Source organism: Micromonospora sp. NPDC047738 (assembly GCF_040642675.1).
Classification (GTDB): Bacteria; Actinomycetota; Actinomycetes; order Mycobacteriales; family Micromonosporaceae; genus Micromonospora.
This window is the reverse complement of sequence record NZ_JBEYSO010000006.1, coordinates 132673-146081: the sequence shown is the minus strand read 5'-3', so window position 1 is coordinate 146081 and position 13409 is coordinate 132673. Positions and strand designations below refer to the sequence as shown.

Annotated in this window: 13 protein-coding genes and 1 pseudogene; 4 read left to right on the top strand and 10 right to left on the bottom strand. The window is 71.2% G+C overall.

The features are described 5' to 3' along the window. Window positions 1-124: 124 nt before the first annotated feature. The 6 genes from ABZ783_RS12720 to ABZ783_RS12695 all read right to left on the bottom strand — a co-directional run bounded on the left by ABZ783_RS12720 (window position 125) and on the right by ABZ783_RS12695 (window position 4895). Window positions 125-763 carry a hypothetical protein gene (locus tag ABZ783_RS12720; protein WP_357436808.1) on the bottom strand — a complete coding sequence of 213 codons (639 nt, stop codon included), beginning with the start codon at window positions 761-763 and terminating at the stop codon, window positions 125-127. A gap of 123 nt (window positions 764-886) precedes the next feature. Then, window positions 887-1393 carry a hypothetical protein gene (locus ABZ783_RS12715; RefSeq protein ID WP_357436806.1) on the bottom strand — a complete coding sequence of 169 codons (507 nt, stop codon included), beginning with the start codon at window positions 1391-1393 and terminating at the stop codon, window positions 887-889. A gap of 63 nt (window positions 1394-1456) precedes the next feature. Next, on the bottom strand, window positions 1457-3736 hold the full coding sequence (locus tag ABZ783_RS12710) for an EAL domain-containing protein (RefSeq protein WP_357436803.1): 2280 nt from the start codon (window positions 3734-3736) through the stop codon (window positions 1457-1459). Between the two features lie 146 nt (window positions 3737-3882). Continuing rightward, window positions 3883-4011, bottom strand: a complete 129-nt coding sequence (locus ABZ783_RS12705; protein ID WP_357436801.1) for a hypothetical protein — start codon at window positions 4009-4011, stop codon at window positions 3883-3885. Window positions 4012-4171: 160 nt separating this feature from the next. Further along, window positions 4172-4390: a hypothetical protein gene (locus ABZ783_RS12700; RefSeq protein ID WP_357436798.1), complete on the bottom strand. Its 219-nt coding sequence runs from the start codon at window positions 4388-4390 to the stop codon at window positions 4172-4174. A gap of 127 nt (window positions 4391-4517) precedes the next feature. Continuing rightward, a complete protein-coding gene (locus ABZ783_RS12695) occupies window positions 4518-4895 on the bottom strand; it encodes a DoxX family protein (protein WP_357436795.1) in 378 nt (125 codons plus the stop codon). A 522-nt stretch (window positions 4896-5417) separates the two neighbouring features. On the opposite strand from ABZ783_RS12695, the gene sigJ reads away from it, so the two are divergent. Continuing rightward, a complete protein-coding gene (gene sigJ, locus ABZ783_RS12690; protein ID WP_357436792.1) occupies window positions 5418-6353 on the top strand; it encodes an RNA polymerase sigma factor SigJ in 936 nt (311 codons plus the stop codon). Window positions 6354-6737: 384 nt separating this feature from the next. Here the strand turns inward: sigJ and ABZ783_RS12685 are convergent. Then, a pseudogene (locus ABZ783_RS12685) lies at window positions 6738-6830 on the bottom strand (DNA-binding response regulator); the annotation flags it as partial. Window positions 6831-6897: 67 nt separating this feature from the next. On the opposite strand from ABZ783_RS12685, the gene ABZ783_RS12680 reads away from it, so the two are divergent. Then, window positions 6898-7818 (top strand): TIGR03621 family F420-dependent LLM class oxidoreductase, encoded by a 921-nt coding sequence (locus ABZ783_RS12680; protein WP_357436790.1) that lies wholly within the window; start codon window positions 6898-6900, stop codon window positions 7816-7818. 2 nt (window positions 7819-7820) lie between these two features. On the opposite strand, the gene ABZ783_RS12675 is transcribed toward ABZ783_RS12680, so the two are convergent. Next, window positions 7821-8357 (bottom strand): hypothetical protein, encoded by a 537-nt coding sequence (locus ABZ783_RS12675; protein ID WP_357436787.1) that lies wholly within the window; start codon window positions 8355-8357, stop codon window positions 7821-7823. A 411-nt stretch (window positions 8358-8768) separates the two neighbouring features. On the opposite strand from ABZ783_RS12675, the gene ABZ783_RS12670 reads away from it, so the two are divergent. Together ABZ783_RS12670 and ABZ783_RS12665 are read left to right on the top strand one after the other, a co-directional pair. Then, complete coding sequence (locus ABZ783_RS12670; protein WP_357436784.1) at window positions 8769-9227, top strand: DUF6220 domain-containing protein; 459 nt, start codon at window positions 8769-8771, stop codon at window positions 9225-9227. Further along, window positions 9224-11107 (top strand): multicopper oxidase family protein, encoded by a 1884-nt coding sequence (locus tag ABZ783_RS12665; RefSeq protein ID WP_357436781.1) that lies wholly within the window; start codon window positions 9224-9226, stop codon window positions 11105-11107. Before ABZ783_RS12670 ends, ABZ783_RS12665 begins: the two co-directional genes overlap by 4 nt. 123 nt (window positions 11108-11230) lie before the next feature. Here the strand turns inward: ABZ783_RS12665 and ABZ783_RS12660 are convergent, their stop codons facing one another. Both ABZ783_RS12660 and ABZ783_RS12655 read right to left on the bottom strand, forming a co-directional pair. After that, window positions 11231-11791, bottom strand: a complete 561-nt coding sequence (locus ABZ783_RS12660) for a class I SAM-dependent methyltransferase (RefSeq protein ID WP_357436779.1) — start codon at window positions 11789-11791, stop codon at window positions 11231-11233. A 93-nt stretch (window positions 11792-11884) separates the two neighbouring features. Further along, window positions 11885-13396: a hypothetical protein gene (locus ABZ783_RS12655; protein WP_357436776.1), complete on the bottom strand. Its 1512-nt coding sequence runs from the start codon at window positions 13394-13396 to the stop codon at window positions 11885-11887. Between the last annotated feature and the right edge of the window lie 13 nt (window positions 13397-13409).

Sequence of the window (13409 nt, the reverse complement as noted above, 5' to 3'; positions counted from 1 at the left end):
AAGGCTCCCGCCTACCGTTACGTGAGGGTCAAGCCAGATTCTGCGTCCCACCTCACCCCAGCGTGCCGGAAAAGCTGATCACCCCCGGCCTCATCAGGGAGACCGGGGGCGATCACGTCGGGGATCAGGCGGTGACGGGCTCCTTGGCCCGCTGCGGCGCGGCGAACGTCTCGCTGGCCGGAGTGCGGAACGCGTGCACCAGGCCGGCGATCGACAGCAGCAGGAGCAGCGCCGCACCCAGGTACATGGCCAGGGCGCCCTGCTCGGCCTTGCGGCCGAACTCGCTGAACCCGTACGAGGTCAGCAGCATGCCGCGCAGGCTCTCCCCCTTGAAGACGGTCTCCCGCTGGGCGGTGACCTCGGCGAGCTGCTTCTGCAGGTCGGCCAGGTTGGCGGCGTTGGTCTGCTCGGCCTGGGTCACCTGCTGCTTCAGCGCGGCCTCCGGCTTGCCCAGGTCCGCGTATGTCTGGCCGCCGGAAATCGACTTGAGGTGCAGGCCGATGAACTCGTTGGCGTAGCACTCGGCCTGCTTGCCGGTGGTGAGCTGCTGGCCGGCGTACTCGCGCAGGCAGTCCGACTTCTTCTCCTCGCCGGTCAGCTGATCGGCCGGCTTAAAGCTGATGTGCTGCGCGGCGAGCTGGTCGTGCACGTAGGTGTTGGCAAACTTGGCGTTCGTCGTCAGGACGATGCCCACGACGAGCAGCAGGACCGCGAGGCCCAGCCCGCCGATGCTGAACAGCAGATCCAAGGTCCGGCGCTTCATGACCGCTCCTGTGTGGCTGGTGACGGCTTCTCGATGTCCGTCTCATCGTCACCGCCGGCCCAGCCTCTGAAGCAGGGCCGAACCCCCTGTTCCACCCGGGACCTTCGACCTACCGTCAGCGGGTCAACATTCCTCGGCGCCTCGCCGGGCGAACTCCTCAAGGGTGAGTTCATGCAGGGACTCGGCCTTGTCCTGGTAGTCGGTGACCAGGACCGAACCGGGCTTCAGCCCCGCCAGGTCGGCGAGTCGGAAGCCCACCCGCTGCGAGGTGAAGGAGCTGTCGTCGGCGACGGCGTACATCGCGAAGTCGACCACGCCAACCGGAAGCTTTGCCGGCGGGAAGCCGGTCAGCGGCACCGTCGCCGGGGAGGTCGCCTCGTCCGGTACGCGGTATTCGCGCCCGGGCCAGTCCCACTCGGTGTGCCGAGGGTGCCGGTCGTCGGCCGTGGCGTCGAAGAGCAGCACGACGTCGGGCGGGCGCGCGGCGCACCAGGCCACCATCGCCACCGGCTGCCCGGACTCGTCCACGCTGATCCCGGTGGCCGCCTTGATTTCGGGGGTGCAGGCCGTCAGAGCGGGAACGGTGAGCAGCGCGGCGGCGGACGCGGCGACGGCGCGGCGGATGGCCATGGGGTCCACTGTCCCGGCACCGGGTCAACGTCCCCACCCGGGGCTGTAACGGGTCGGTGACGATCAGCGGGTGGCGTCGATCGGGGTGAGCATGGTGCGCAGCTCGGCCAGGGTGGCCGGCCGCCCGTACCGCCAGCCCTGGCCGTGCAGGCAGCCGATCGCGGTCACCGCCGCGTGCTGGGTGCCGGTCTCGACCCCCTCGGCCACCACGGCCAGGTCGAACGCGTCGGCCAGCCGGTTGACCATCTCGACGGTGGCGTACGCCCGGGTGTCCTCGGCATCCAGTCGGGACACGAAGGACCGGTCGATCTTCAGCTCGGTGGCCGGGATCCGGTGCAGGTAGCTGAGCGAGGAGTAGCCGGTGCCGAAGTCGTCGATGGCGATGCGGATGCCGAGGTCGCGGAGCTGACGCAGCCGCTCCAGCACGGTCTCGCTGCCCTCGATGAGCGCCGATTCGGTCAGTTCGAGGGTGAGCGCGCGGGGCGGCAGGCCGGCTCCGGCGGTGGCGGCGGCGACCGTGGCGATCAGGTCGGGGTGGCGCAGGTGGGCGGCGGCGATGTTGACCGCCACGGTGACCTCGGGCGCTTCTTCCCGCCAGGTCGCGGCGGCCCGGCACGCCTGGTGGATCACCCACCGGTCGATCGCCAGGATCAGCCCGGTCTCCTCGGCCAGCGGCAGGAACTTCGCCGGTGGGAGCACCCCGAGCCGGGGGTGCCGCCAGCGGACCAGCGCCTCGGCGCTGCGGACCGTCCCGGTGGCCAGGTCGACGATCGGCTGGAACTCCATGAGCAGTTGCCCCTCGTCGACCGCGCGGCGCAGGTCGGCGATCAGCTCGGCCCGGGTCACCGCCGACTCGCGCAGTTCCGGCGTGCAGGTCCGGTACGCGGACTTGCCGGCCGCTTTCGCCGCGTACATGGCGATGTCGGCGTCGCGGAGCAGGTCGGTGTGGGAGGTGTGCTGCGGGCCGTACTCGGCGATGCCGATGCTGGCCGACGGGTGCACGCCGAGGTCCTCCTCGCCGGGCAGCGGCTCGAGGGCGGCGAGCAGCCGCTCGGCGAGCCGCTCGGGCGACACCGGCCGGTCCCGGTCGACCAGCACCGCGAACTCGTCGCCGCCGAGCCGGGCGATCATCCCGTCGGCGCCGACGGCGTCGCGCATCCGGTCCGCGATGGTGGTCAGCAGCCGGTCCCCGGCGGCGTGCCCGAAGCGGTCGTTGACCTGCTTGAACCCGTCCAGGTCGAGGAGCAGCACGGCGACCGGGCCGCCGTCGCGCAGGGCCCGGCGCAGCCGCCGGGTGAAGGTCAGCCGGTTGGGCAGGCCGGTGAGCTGGTCGGAGTACGCGAGCCGGCGCAGCCAGCCGACCAGCCGCAGATTTTCGTTGGCGGCCAGCCCCTGCCGCAGCGCCAGCACCCCGAGCAGCGCCATCATGGCCACGAAGATCAGGTGTGGGCTCTGCCCGGTGGGCCGCCGGCCGAGCACCACGGCGACGATCGCCCCACCCACCGGCAGGTACGGCAGGGCGACCCGCCACCACGGGGGCAGCGGCGACTCGGTGCCGTCGTCGTCGCCGTCGTCGCCGGCCGGCGGGGGGCACCGGGTGGCGGCGCCGATCAGCAGGTAGCTCAGCGGCCAGCAGAGGTCGATCACGTGGCCGGGGGCGTAGGTGCCGTGTGCGACGAGGGAGACGTAGACGGTGTCGGCGATGGCCCGGGCGGCGAGGCTGACGCCGATCAGTGTGTGCGCCCGCCACATCGGACGGGCCGGGCCGGCGACCGCCACCAGGATGGTGAGCTGCATCAGGTCGAACATCGGGTAGAGCAGCCCGAAGGTGCGCAGCGGGTCGGCCAGGTCGGCGGCGGCGATGTCGCGGAAGACCACCAGCCAGGCGATCGGGATGAGGGCCAGCCCGACGATCACCCCGTCCAGCAGGGTGCGGGCCTGCCCGACGAGGCTGCGTGGGGCGGCCAGCGAGCAGAGCAGCGCGGCGGTGCCGGTGACGATGCCGGCGGTGAAGAGCCCGCCGACGAGCGCGGTGTGCGGCAGGTCCTGCCCGGCGAGCCGTTCGACCGTCCACACGATCCGGCCGGTCGCGGCGAGGGCCATGGTGACGGCCAGCAGCGTCCAGAATCGTTGCAGCGGCTCGGGGTGTCGCCGGGCCACCCCGGCGCAGGCCACCGCCGCCCAGCTCGCCACCGCGATCGCGCCGAGGTCGCTGGCCAGGGCCGCGCCGGGCAGCCCGGCCACCAGCCAGAGGGCTTCGGTGAGTACGACGAACGCGGCCGCGACGAGCCCGACGCGGCCGGAGATCGAGGGACGGGCCACGCCCGGGGCGGCGAGGCTCATGGCCTGCTGAGGTACAACGACTGCGCTCCGGCTCTCTGTGCGCGCACCCTCGACGTTGAGGACCGGTTGCGGACGGCGAACGCCGCCAGCCTAACTACCGCTCGGTACCGCCGCCAGAGCCGATCGGCGTCGGTCACCATGCTGGATCAGGTCGGTGACGGCGTGTCGTGGCGGCGGTAGAGGGCAACCAGGACCCCGTAGCGGGCCTGGTCCGGGGCGGCTTCCTCGGTGTCGCCGACGAGGTCGTCGAGGATGGCCCGCCAATAGACGACCAAGACGAGCGGGACACTCCAGCCACTGGCCTTCGCCTCGCCGGGCACACATCGCCGACATTTCAGCCGAACAATCGATCGACTCCAGTACCGGCCCGCGCTAACGTCGTGCCGTCCCTCCGGCGTTATCGAGGTGATCGGCGCACCATGGCGGACATCCTTATCAGATCCGGATGAGCGTCTTGCGACGGGCGCCGCCGTGGCGGCAACTGGTGCCGTCGGCGCCGGCCACGCACGGAGAGGCAGACTTGCCCACGAACGTGCCCGAGCTCAGCATCACATCGAACGGGTTCACCGAGGTGACGGCCGCCTCGACGACGACCTGTCCGCCGGCCTTTCCGCGCCCTCGGCGACGGCCCGTGCCAGGGCGTGCACGGTGCATGTGGAGCTGTAGGAAATGATTGCGGCGGCGTTTACGGGTTCCATGATCGGCTTGCTTCCTTTCCGGTTCTTTCCGGTGGTGCGGGCGGATGCCGCCGGAGTCGGGTGCAGCCGAACGCCGCGCTGGGTCAACCGGTGAAGGACAGGGGGCCGAAGCGGCCCCACGCCACGAAGACGGCCAGGGCGAGCAGCACCAGGGTCAGCACCGCTCCCTGAGCCTCGCGACGGCGGACGTGCGCGATGAACGCGCCGACCATCAGCACCACCAAACCGACGGCCGCCAGCGGCACCAGAACCGGCGTGATGTCGAGCACGGCGGGCAGGGTCAGGCCCACTGCAGCCAGAACCTCGAGGGCGCCGATGGCCTTGATGCCGCCGGCGCTGAAGTCCTCGACCCATCCCCAGCTGGAGGGCAGCTTCTCCTTCGGCTGGATCAGCTTCACCGCGCCGCTGGCCAGGAAAGCCACGGCCAGCATTCCCGCAATGATCCACAGAGCGATGTTCATAAAGGGTGCTCCTTAGGTTTTGAGCGACTTCGGCTCGATGTCGCAGGTGGCGATCAGCGATCCCACAGCGGATGGCCAGTCGGGGACGAGGGGGGAAACTGATCTGGTGAGCCAGCCTGGTGGTGCCCACGGTGTCCCGACGGGGCGACGGGGTGCCGTGCGATCGCACGGAGCTGGAGCGGCATGCCTTCGGCGCGGGCGAATAGATTGCTCTCGACGACGTCCGCCTCAGCGGCAGCGCGTACGACGGCACCAGGCGGCTGTTGGAGGGTGCTGCAGGAAGCGTGCACGCTGGCGGTGCAGTCGGTGCCGCCAGGAGTGGTCGGGTGCCGGCCAGGCGCGATCGCTGGGCGGATGAGCCGCTCATGATGTCGCTTAACTTCCTGTTCACTGGATGGTGTTCGTCTCAGCAGTACGACGACACAGCCCCTCGGAATGTGAGGCGACGCGCCCACCTCACAGTTCGGTGTGCTGTCTCGTCGAACTGATGAGGGAAATGCGACAAGGGGAGTAGCCGAGACCATGACCACGCGGTCCGAGCCAGAACCCGGTCGTTCCGATCCGAGCCTGAGCGCGATCACGGGCGAGCGGCGTCAGCTGATCAATCTGGCGTACCGGCTGCTGGGCTCCCTCGCCGAGGCCGAGGACGCGGTACAGGAGACCTACGTCCGCTGGTACGCCCTGTCCCGGCAACAGCAGAACGCCATCGAATTCCCCGGCGCCTGGCTGACGACCGTCGCCAGCCGGATCTGCCTCGACCTGCTCGGCTCGGCACGGGCCCGGCGAGAGCGCTACGTGGGCCAATGGATCCCCGAGCCGCTGCCCGAACGCAACGAGTGGGCCAACGGGCGGCCGGGCGACACCACGGCCGACCCGGCCGACCGGGTCACTCTCGACGAGTCAATCAACATGGCCTTCCTCGTTGTACTCGAGTCGATGACCCCGGCCGAACGCGTCGTGTTCATCCTGCATGATGTCTTCCGCTATCCCTTCGCCGAAGTAGCCGACATCGTCGGCCGCACCCCGGCGGCATGCCGCCAGCTGGCTTCCTCGGCCCGCCGTCGCATTCACGCGTCGCAGGCTCCTGCGACTACGACAGCCCGGCGGGCCGGCATTGTCAGAGACTTCAAGCAGGCATGGGAAGCCAAGGACATCGACGCCCTCATCGGCCTGCTCGACCCCGACGCCACGGCGACGGGCGACGGCGGCGGCCTCGTCAGCGCCCTGCTCAACCCGGTCGAAGGCGGCGAGAAGGTCGCGCACTTCTTCGTCGGCCTCGCCGACAGGGCAACCACCATGACATTGCTGGAGCGTACGGTCAACGGCCAGTGCGGTCTGGTCGCTCAGCAAGATGGCGTCACCGTGGCGGTGTTCGCATTCGACGTCACAGGCGACCGGATCAGGCACATCTGGGCGGTACTGAACCCCGAGAAGCTCCGGCCTTGGACGACGGGCTGACGCGGGTATGTAGCGTGGGAGGCTGGCGCGGTGGCGCTGGTTGGCGGTAGCTCCTGGGGCCTTCGCGGGCGTGACTACGTGCCGACGCAGATCAGCGACGAGGACTGCACCTGCGGAGGACCGGATCTGGCGTCACAACGGCCGGTGTCCCGACGTGGTCGTTCCGCAAGGGGGTCACGCCCTAGCAGACTTGATTGTCGGCACCCGCAACCACTGCGTACACCGCTGCGGCCGCTCAACCATGGCTCGGCCGGATCGTAGGTGCTCGATCTGCGCCTTGAGCTGCCGCTGACCGCGGATCGGTCGACCCGCGCCGGCGCGTACGACAGTCTCGGTATTGCCTGTCTCCTGTCCGGGCAAATGGCCTGCTAGGAGCATCGGCACCCCGAGTTTGACCATGGCCCGGCTGACGTGGGTACGGGCGGTCGCCGGGCTGATCACCAGACGCGCGGCAACCTCCTCGCCCGTCACCGTTTCTACGCAGGCGGGCGTAGGTGATTGGTCGCTTCTCGGAGGATGCCGGCGCGGCTGACACACCACAGCATTGCTGAAACAGCCGAAAACCGCGCCACCGCAAGGAGTATCCGTCATGTCCGATCGTCTGTTCCGCTTCGGCGTCGTCGCCGGCTTCGCACCGACCGCGCAGGCGTGGGCGGCGATGGCCCGCCGTGCCGAGAGTCTCGGGTACGCCACCTTTTTGATCCCCGACACCCAGGCGACGCTCTCCCCGTTTCCGGCGCTTGCGGCGGCGGCGACCGCGACGAGTTCACTGCGGGTCGGCACGTACGTCCTGAGCGCGCCCAACCGGACGCCCGCTGCGGTGGCCTGGGAGTCGGCCAGCCTTGACCTGCTCTCTGGCGGCCGCTTCGAGCTGGGCCTTGGTGCGGGGCGACCCGCCGCACAGCACGACGCTGCTCGGCTGGGTGTGCGGTTCGGCACCCCGGGGGAGCGGGTACAGCGCCTCGCCGACACCATCCGCGCGGTAGAGGAGCTGTGCGGCCGACCGAGCGACGGCGGACCCGTGCGGCCGGTTCAGCAGCCGCATCCGCCGATCCTGGTCGCCGGGCACGGGACGCAGGTGCTGCGACTGGCCGCTCAGCAGGCGGACATCGTCGCGCTGGGTTTACCGCCACAGACCTCAGAGGAGCAGCTTGCGGCGAAGGTCGACGAGCTGTCCGACCTTGCCGGAGCCCGCTTCGACGACGTCGAGCTGGCCCTCAACGTGGCGGCGGTCGCTGGCGAGCTTGAGGACCTGCCCGGCAACGGCTGGCTCGCCCGTCAGGTCGGCGGTGATCCTCGCGTTATGGCAGTGCTCGGCGGGACGGCCTTTCTCGTCGGTAAGCCCGCGCAGGTCGCCGACACCCTGCGTCGACGTCGGGACACGCTCGGGATCTCCTACATCACCGTGAGCGCGATGTTCCTCGAACAGCTCGCGCCGTTGGTGGAACAGCTCGCCGGTACCTGACCTCACTGCCCGGCGCGGGGAGGGACGCTGCGAATCCGGCCCCACGGCTTGAACACGGCCAACACCAAAGCAACGAGCAGGGCGGCCGGTGAGACGATCGGTGGATAGATCATGTTGCCCACCGAAGTTGTTGCGAGATGCCCGGCCGCAAGTTGCCGGCCCAGCTCGTTCAACCCCGACAGGCCCGGCCGCAATGCCAGCGGAACGAGCCCGGTGAGCAGAACGTTCAACGCCAGCTTCGTGGCGACCCACCAGTACCGCACCAGGCCGTACTTGCTGCCGAGTCCGAGCACGACTCCGCTGGCGAGGCAGATGGTGCCCGCGGTGAACAGCGGCCAGACCGCGAAGAGCTGGAGCGCCTGGTAACACAGGGCCCGGGTACCGGTGTCGTGTTTGAACACCGCCGTGAAGATGACCACAGCCATCGCGACGTCGACACCGAGCCACGCACCGGCGGATGCGATGTGGACCACCAAGACGCCTTTGCGGGTTCGCGCGCCCAGCCTGGGCAGCCGCGCGTCGTCTCGTGAAACGCTCATCGTGAGGAACCAGCATTCTGATCGACGGATGGCTGCATGCTGTGGTTCGCCATCTCGTGGTAACCGTCCATGACCGCCCAAATTTTGCGGGCGATGCGGCGTCCGGTCGTCCGCTCGCGAGCTGAATCCGGTGTACGTCAGCCTACGTAGTCGCGGCGGCCCGCCTACCCGGCCATGCGTAGCCCGTCCGGGGCCGAAGTCCCGGGCCGCTCCACCAAACACGTACCGCAGCCACGGCCTCACGACCTGATCGGAAACCAACCTTCGGCGTCGCCGCCGGGCGTATGTCCCCGCGGTGACGTAATCGATCTGACGTATCCGCCAATACGTTCGAAGGCGGACGTGCGTCCCGCCGAGGGCTGCCTACCGTGGGGTCGACCGGAACTACGACCAGGACAAAGGGAGTGCGTCATGCGCAAGGTGTACGTCGGGCTCAGCGCTCTGTTGCTGCTCGCCGTCCTCGCTCAGTTCTACTTCGCCGCGGTGGGCGCCTTCGCCAGACCGCAGCACGATGACTCGTTCGCCCTGCACGACGCCACCGGCATGATGGTCATCCCGTTGCTGTCGCTGCTGGCGACCATCGCCGCCGCGGTGGCCCGGGCACCGGGCAAGGTGGTCGGATTGACGATCCTGCCGCTCGGCCTGGTGCTCGTCCAGGTTCTGATCGTCACCCTCGGCCGTGCGGTCAGCGGCGGCGAGGACACCACCACGCCGGCGGGGTTGGCCATCCTCGGCCTGCACGCGATCAACGGGCTGGCCATCATGGCCGTCGCGGGCGTCGTGTTCCGTCGGGCCCGGCTGCTGGCCGCCGCCGCACGGACAATTGAACCGGCCGGCGCGGCCCGATCTGCCGCTGCACCGTCGGCGTGACCACCGCGCTTCTGCTCGTACTGGACCTGGTGGCCGGTGCGGTGGTCGCGGCCGCGTGGCTGGGTGCGGGCGTGACGGCCGCGGCCCGCCGGCCGCGCCCGGCGCTGGCCCTGTGCGTGGTGGCGGTGCTGGCCACGCTCGTCCGGGTCGGCCTGGTGGCCACTCTCGCCGGTAGCGGCTGGTGGTTCGTGCAGGAGAAAGTGACGCTGGCCCTGCCACTGCTCGGCGCCGCCGCAGTGACCGCCGCGGTGCTGGCCGGCCCGCACCTGATACGGGCGGCCGGCCGTCGCCGCCAGGAGGATCCGGCCGGGCACCCCACCACCGTCGTCGTCCCGCTGTTGACGGCCGGGTACGCCGCGGCCGCCGGCCTGCTCGTCACGGTATTAATCGGTTACCCGGCGACCTGGAGCGTCGCGCTGGTCACGGTGGCCCTGGTCGGTGCCGCGGCGCTGGTGACCTGGCGGGTGGCGGCACCAGGGGGACCGTTACCGGGCATGCGCGCGGGCGTGGCGGCGACGCTCGCGGTCGGGCTGGTCGGAGTGGGACTGGCAGTGCGGCCCGGTGACGCCGACGGCGCTGCGACCGGCGGCCACCACCACGGGCACGCGGTTACCCTGGCCATGCTGCGCGGCCCCGCTGCGCCGCCCGTTGACGGCACGGTGCGTCGATTCACGCTGACCGCCCAAACCGCCACCGTCACCCTGTCGTCTGGTCGCAAGGTCGCCGCCTGGACCTTCAATGGGCAAATCCCCGGGCCACCGATCACCGCGACCGAGGGCGACCTCATCGAGGTCAGGCTCGGCAACGTGGACATCCGCGCTGGGGTGACCCTGCACTGGCACGGCTACGACGTGCCCGCTGGTGAGGACGGGGTACCCGGCCTGACCCAGGATCCGGTGCTGCCAGGACAGGAGTTCGTGTACCGCTTCGTCGCCAACCAGGCCGGCACCTACTGGTACCACACCCACGAGGTCTCCGACCGGGGCGTCAGGATGGGGCTGTACGGGACGCTCGTCGTGACCCCGCGCGAGGCGCCGGCTCCGGGACTGGACATGACCGTGCCCGTGCACACCTTCGCCGGCACCACCGTCCTCGGCAGCCACGACCGGCCCATGGAACATCGCGTGGCGCCCGGCACGCCGGTACGGCTGCGGCTGGTCAACACCGACAACACCCCGCACCGGTTCACCCTGGCCGGCACCCCGTACCGGGTGGTCGCCGCCGACGGCAGTGAGCTGAACGGGCCCGGTGACCTGACTCGGGTCGGGCTGCGGCTGCCCGCAGGCGGCCGCTACGACCTGGCGTACCGGGCGCCGGACCATCCGGTGGCGCTGCTGGTCGACAACGACCGCGCCGGCGGCCTGCGGCTGGCGCCGGAGCCCGACGGCGGACCGGCGGTGGCCGACGACACCGCCGGCTGGCCCGAACTCGACCTGACCCGGTACGGCGCCCCCGCCGCCACCCCGTTTGACGGGCACAGCCGCTTTGACCGGCATTTCACCCTGGTACTCGACCGGGGGTTCGCGCTGTCCGGCGCCCGGCCGCAGTACGCGTACACCGTCAACGGCCACGCGTTCCCGTCCATCCCGACCGAGGTCGTCCGCCAAGGGGACCTCGTCCGGCTGACCGTCGTCAACCGAAGTCGCGACACCCATCCCTGGCACCTGCATGGCCACCGGGTCCTCGTGCTGGCCCGCGACGGCCGTGCGCCAACTGGTAGTGCACTGTGGCTGGACACGTTCGACGTACGCCCGGGCGAGGTCTGGGATGTGGCATTCCACGCCACCAACCCTGGCATCTGGATGAACCACTGCCACAACCTCAGCCATGCTGACCAGGGCATGATGCTGCATCTGGCGTACGAAGGAGTCAAACCGTAGTGCCGGTGGGCCTGCGGGCGCATCGCGGACGGCGTCAGCGTCTCGCATCGCCAGTCGTAGCAGCCGCTGCATCGCCTACAGTTCATGCAGGCCCGCGCGTTCCGCCAGACACAGCAGCTCCTGCTATGGACGGCGACGGGCCAGCACGTACAGCCGCCGGGTCTCCACCTCGTGCGGGTAACTCGCCCGCTCCAGACGCGCCTCGATCGTGAACCCGGCGTCCTGCAGGGCACCGAGCAGCGTCTCCGCGGTGAGGAAGTGGAAGTCGACGTCCACCCGGTGCCCCCACCACTCGTCCAGGTGCCGCACCTCGCTGCCCAGGTGCACCGCGACCAGCAGCGGCGCACCCGGCCGCAGCACCCGACGGGCCTCGGCGAGAGCCGGCCGCAGCTCGTCGGGGGCGAGGTGGATGACCGAGTACAGGGCCACCGCCGCGCCGAACTCGCCGTCCGCGGCGGGCAGCCGCAGCAGGTCACCCACACGGAACTCCACCCCCGGATACGCGCGGCGTGCCTGCGCCACCATGCCCGGCGACAGGTCGATGCCCACCGCCGGCACGCCCCGCCCGGCCAGCCAGTGCGTCACATGCCCCGGCCCGCAGCCGAGGTCCGCCACCGGCGCCCCCGGCCCGGCCAGCTCGACCAGGGCGGCCAGCAACGCCCGGTCCAGGGGCTTGCCCGCCAACTCCTCGGCCAGCCGCTGCCGGTACTCGCCGCGACCGTGTCGTAGCTGCGCCGCACCCGGTCGTGATCGCCGCTCATCGCGCCATCCTGGAATTCAGGTCCACTCCTCCGCCGGGTCCCCGTCGCCGCTCTCGGGCACCGGCCCGACGGTCGGCGGGCCGCCGTGGGTCCACGGCGTCTCCTCCGTGGCCGGGAAGTTCCCGGCCGGCAGGAACGCATCCGACAGGGTGGTGAAGCAGAGCCGCTCCCCCACCTCCGGCACCGTGCCCGGCGGCGCGGTCAGCCCGCGACCCATCCCACCGGACAGTTCCAGCACCACCTCGGTCTTCCCGTCCGCGCCCGGGGTCAGGAAGACCACCTTCGCCTTCTGACCCGGCCGGGCCGGCGAGTAGAGGGTCGCCCCGACCGGCACCAGCACCGGCTCGGTGGTGACCACCTGGATGCGGGGGCGCAGCACCGGCCGCTTGCCGGTGTCGTCCACCCGCTTCGGGTCGGCCAGGGTCACGTCACCGACGAACGCCTCCCCGGTCAGCCGGTGCTCGGCCATCACGAGCGGGTCGTCGTAGGCGCGCTGCACCGCGTAGGAGGTGAGGGCCCGCTCCAGCCGGTGCAGCCGCACCGCCGCGGCCACCGCCCCGTCCCGGCGCGGCTGCGGCCCGCCGCCGTCGTCGACGTACTCGGCGTACCCGGTGAAGGCGTCCTTGTCGCCGTCCCACCGGCCGGCCACCCGGGCGCCGGGCGGCAGCGCGCGCAGCAACCCGACGCCGCGCCACATCAGCTCCCAGGTGGGCGTGAGCTGATCGCGCAGCAGCCGCTCCAGCTCCGCGTACGCCGCCGACCGGGCGGCCGGGTCGCCGTCGGCCTCGGCGTACGCGGCCATCGCCGGGGCGAGCCGCCGGTTGTCGAAGTCCGGGTCGGTCGCCGGGCCGGCGGGCGGACACAGCTCCGGATCCTCGGCCCCGGCGGCCGCCTCGGCGCCGGTCGAGCCGGGCGGCGGGTCGAGCCAGCCGAGCAGCGCCGGCAGGTGCAGGTCCTCCACCGCGCTCTGCCCGGTCGCCCAGTGCAGGGTCAACGCCTCGGTCATCGCCACCAACGCCGCCGAGCCGGGATGCTCGGCGCGTTCGGCGAAGAAGGTCAGCCAGCGCCCGAGCAGCGGCACCGACGGGTGCACCGGGTAGTCGCCGTCCGGCCGGCGGAACCGGGTGGAGCGGCCGAACAGCCGCAGGAAGGTGATCCCGGCCGGGTTGGGCACCAGCACCTGCGGCGCGTCGACGTACCGGTACCGCACATCCTTGCCCCGATCGACCGGCACCGCCTCGCTGACCTCCCGGAACGAGTCCAGGTACGGCAGCACGATGGCGGCCAGCTCGGCGGCGAACGCGAACCGCTGGTCGCGGTTGCGGGGCTGCGGCACCACCAGCAGCCGCGCCTCGTCGGGGGTGGTGCCGACCATGGCGGCGAGCGGGGCGTTGGCCTCGCCCGCCATGGCGAGGGGCACCACCACGAGCGGGCGGTCCGACAGGTGCAGGTGCCGGACGGTGGCCACCGGCTGGGCCAGCCCGGCGGCGACCGCCTGCGCCTTGGCGAGGGCGCGCAGCGTGCTCACCGGGACCTCCAGG

Excerpts from the sequence above, each read along its gene's own strand:
- ABZ783_RS12715 (WP_357436806.1), bottom strand. The coding sequence starts at position 1,393 with ATGGCCATCCGCCGCGCCGTCGCCGCGTCCGCCGCCGCGCTGCTCACC.
- ABZ783_RS12695 (WP_357436795.1), bottom strand. The coding sequence starts at position 4,895 with ATGAACATCGCTCTGTGGATCATTGCGGGAATGCTGGCCGTGGCTTTC.
- ABZ783_RS12720 (WP_357436808.1), bottom strand. The coding sequence starts at position 763 with ATGAAGCGCCGGACCTTGGATCTGCTGTTCAGCATCGGCGGGCTGGGC.
- sigJ (WP_357436792.1), top strand. The coding sequence starts at position 5,418 with ATGACCACGCGGTCCGAGCCAGAACCCGGTCGTTCCGATCCGAGCCTG.
- ABZ783_RS12670 (WP_357436784.1), top strand. The coding sequence starts at position 8,769 with ATGCGCAAGGTGTACGTCGGGCTCAGCGCTCTGTTGCTGCTCGCCGTC.
- ABZ783_RS12710 (WP_357436803.1), bottom strand. The coding sequence starts at position 3,736 with ATGAGCCTCGCCGCCCCGGGCGTGGCCCGTCCCTCGATCTCCGGCCGC.
- ABZ783_RS12675 (WP_357436787.1), bottom strand. The coding sequence starts at position 8,357 with ATGAGCGTTTCACGAGACGACGCGCGGCTGCCCAGGCTGGGCGCGCGA.
- ABZ783_RS12700 (WP_357436798.1), bottom strand. The coding sequence starts at position 4,390 with ATGCACCGTGCACGCCCTGGCACGGGCCGTCGCCGAGGGCGCGGAAAG.